A 2586-nucleotide genomic window follows, 5' to 3' on the forward strand; every position below is an offset into this window, starting at 1 on the left:
TGGATATTCTGGATAAAGTGAGCACCTAATTCTGGATAAAAGTGAGCAGTATAAATGAACTCAAAAAGGTGTCTAAAAAGTAGTTTAAAAGTATAAAATTATTTTACTCTATTGGTTGTTTTTCTATTTTCTTTTTTCTCATTGATTCTCCCTTTAATTCTATCCGAAGAGCATTGTGAACGATTCTGTCTAAAATTGCATCTGCAATGGTTTGTTCAGCAATGACTTCATGCCAGGATTCAACTGGGAGCTGCGAAGCAATAATAGTTGATTTTTTCCCATGCCTGTCCTCAATTATCTCCATAAGATCCTGCCTTTTAAAGTTATCTAATGATTGAAGCCCAAAATCATCTAGTATAATGAGGTCCTGCTTTTCTATTTTATTAATTTCTTTTATGTAAGAGCCGTCAGCTTTAGCCATTTTAAGTTTAGAGAAAAGTTTATTGATATTAAAATACATTACTTTGTAGCCCATCATACAGGCTTTATAACCAATTGCTGTAGCTATAAAGCTTTTGCCAACACCCGTACTTCCACAGACCAGGATGTTTTGTTTGTTTTTTATAAAATCACAAAACTCAAGTCTGTTTACCAAGTTTTTATCTACTCCTCTGGAACTGTCAAAATCGATTTCTTCCATAAAAGCTTTATACCTAAACTTGGCAGTATTGATCAATCTTTCTACTTTTCGATTTTCTCTGTCATCATATTCAGAGTTAATTAAATAAGCAATAAGTTCATCATTTGTGTAATCGATACTACTTGCCTCTAAAGTAGTATTAAAGGCTCTGGACATTCCGTAGAGCCTTAACTGTTTCATTTTTTCTAATGTTTGATCATTCATATAGTTATTTTATTAATGGTTGTTATTTGTAATATTCCTTGCCTCTAATATTATTATGTATTGGTATTTCTTTATCTTCAATAGCAGGATCTTCATCAATGAAGTCTAATCCTTTCTCCAGGATAGATTTGATGATTGGGTAATTTATTTTTTCATAATCCATCGCTCTTTTACAGGCATTATTTAATCTGTCATTGCCTACTTTTTTGGCTAAACTTAACACGCCGGTACAGGACTTATAAGATTGCTCAGGGTGCTGTTTTTTATCTAATATTTGTATAATAAATGATTTGCAAAATTCTCCAACAGAAGCTCCCCATTGGATAAACCTCTCGGGATTCCACTCTGCCACAAACTGATGTGATGTGGGCATGTGTTCTTTATTTGTTGTATAAAGATATTTGGAGTAGTCCCTCTGATGACTGGCTATTATGCGCTGCCCATGATAAATCTCAATGGTAGTTTTGCTGTAAATAATCAATACTTTCTTGCCCATATAAATAAAAGGCACACTATAATAGTGTTTGTCTTTATTGAGATAAACATGGCTGGATTTATGAACGGTTGCTTTAGCAAAACCTTTGAGCTGATAGGGATTAACAGGTAAAAATGATAGTGCTTCTTTTTCTATCTCATTAAACAAATCTAATCTTGAGTATTTCCTGCCTTTAAAAGACATTGTATTATGCTTTTCTAAAAGTGGTAAAATAGCATCATTAAGGGCTTCTATAGTAAAAAAATCTTCTTTGCGTAAAGGGGCAAAAATTCTGGTATAAATTATTCTTACTGCATTTTCAACCAGAGCCTTATCTTTTGGGTGATAAGCTCTTGTGGGAAGTATTGTAGTTGCGTAATGAGATGCAAAGTCTAATAAATATTCCGTTACTAAGGGCTCATATTTATCACTCTTTTTAACGGCTGTTCTTAAATTATCCGTTACAATAGCACTTGGAACACCCTGATAGTAGTCTAGCATTTTTACCAGACTTCCCATAAAGTCTTCTTTGTTTTGGGTTCTGGTAGCTTCTACAAAAGTAAGTCCGCTTGCTCCCAGTACACTTACAAAAACCTCTACTTCACACAGTTCTCCTGTAGACTGGTCAATAACGGATAATTTCTTTCCTGTATAGTCTACAAAAACTTTATCCCCTGCCTTATGATGCATATGCATAGAGGGCTTGAGTTTGCCTCGCCAATTTTGATAATGATAGCAAAACTGAGAATAACTGTAGCCATCAGGATGATTTACCCTATATTCTTCCCAGAGCAATTGGCGGGTAACACCAACTCGCTTTAATTCTTTTTCTATCGTGGGAAATAAGGATTCTAAAACTATGTTTTTTTCGGGAACGGGTTTTATCTGGCCATCAAAGAGTTCTTCCAGATCTTCATTACTAAGACCTGATAATTCTTGATAGGTAAAAGAATTTTGATGAAATGATTCAATATATTTCTTTACAGTATTGCGCGATAAGCCTAATTGTCTACTTATTTGGAGCTTACTTACTCCTTGAGTATATAAACGTAATAATTGCAAAATGTTTCTCATATCCAGTCGTTTATTTGCCATATCTTTTGTTTTAAAAACAAGTAAGATATTCTTTATAAACACTACTTTTTGAGGTGGTCACTTTGAACCGGAATCAACTGATCTCTTTTACAAGAATAGGGTGGTCACTTTAAACCGGAACAAATTGCTCTCTTTTACCGGAATGGGATGCTCACTTTTGCCAGAATTTGCA

2 protein-coding genes are annotated in these 2586 nt (G+C 34.0%); both read right to left on the reverse strand.

Translation table 11 applies throughout. The annotated features are described in order from the left end of the window. Window positions 1-103: 103 nt before the first annotated feature. Window positions 104-844 carry an IS21-like element helper ATPase IstB gene (gene istB / locus EV142_RS23890; RefSeq protein WP_132038359.1) on the reverse strand — a complete coding sequence of 247 codons (741 nt, stop codon included), beginning with the start codon at window positions 842-844 and terminating at the stop codon, window positions 104-106. Window positions 845-866: 22 nt separating this feature from the next. After that, window positions 867-2414 (reverse strand): IS21 family transposase, encoded by a 1548-nt coding sequence (istA, locus tag EV142_RS23895; protein WP_132038360.1) that lies wholly within the window; start codon window positions 2412-2414, stop codon window positions 867-869. Window positions 2415-2586 lie beyond the last annotated feature (172 nt).

The organism is Flavobacterium circumlabens (genome assembly GCF_004345565.1).
GTDB classification, from domain to species: Bacteria; Bacteroidota; Bacteroidia; order Flavobacteriales; family Flavobacteriaceae; genus Flavobacterium; species Flavobacterium circumlabens.

Coding starts and splice junctions, on each gene's coding strand:
- istB (WP_132038359.1), bottom strand. CDS start 844: ATGAATGATCAAACATTAGAAAAAATGAAACAGTTAAGGCTCTACGGA.
- istA (WP_132038360.1), bottom strand. CDS start 2,414: ATGGCAAATAAACGACTGGATATGAGAAACATTTTGCAATTATTACGT.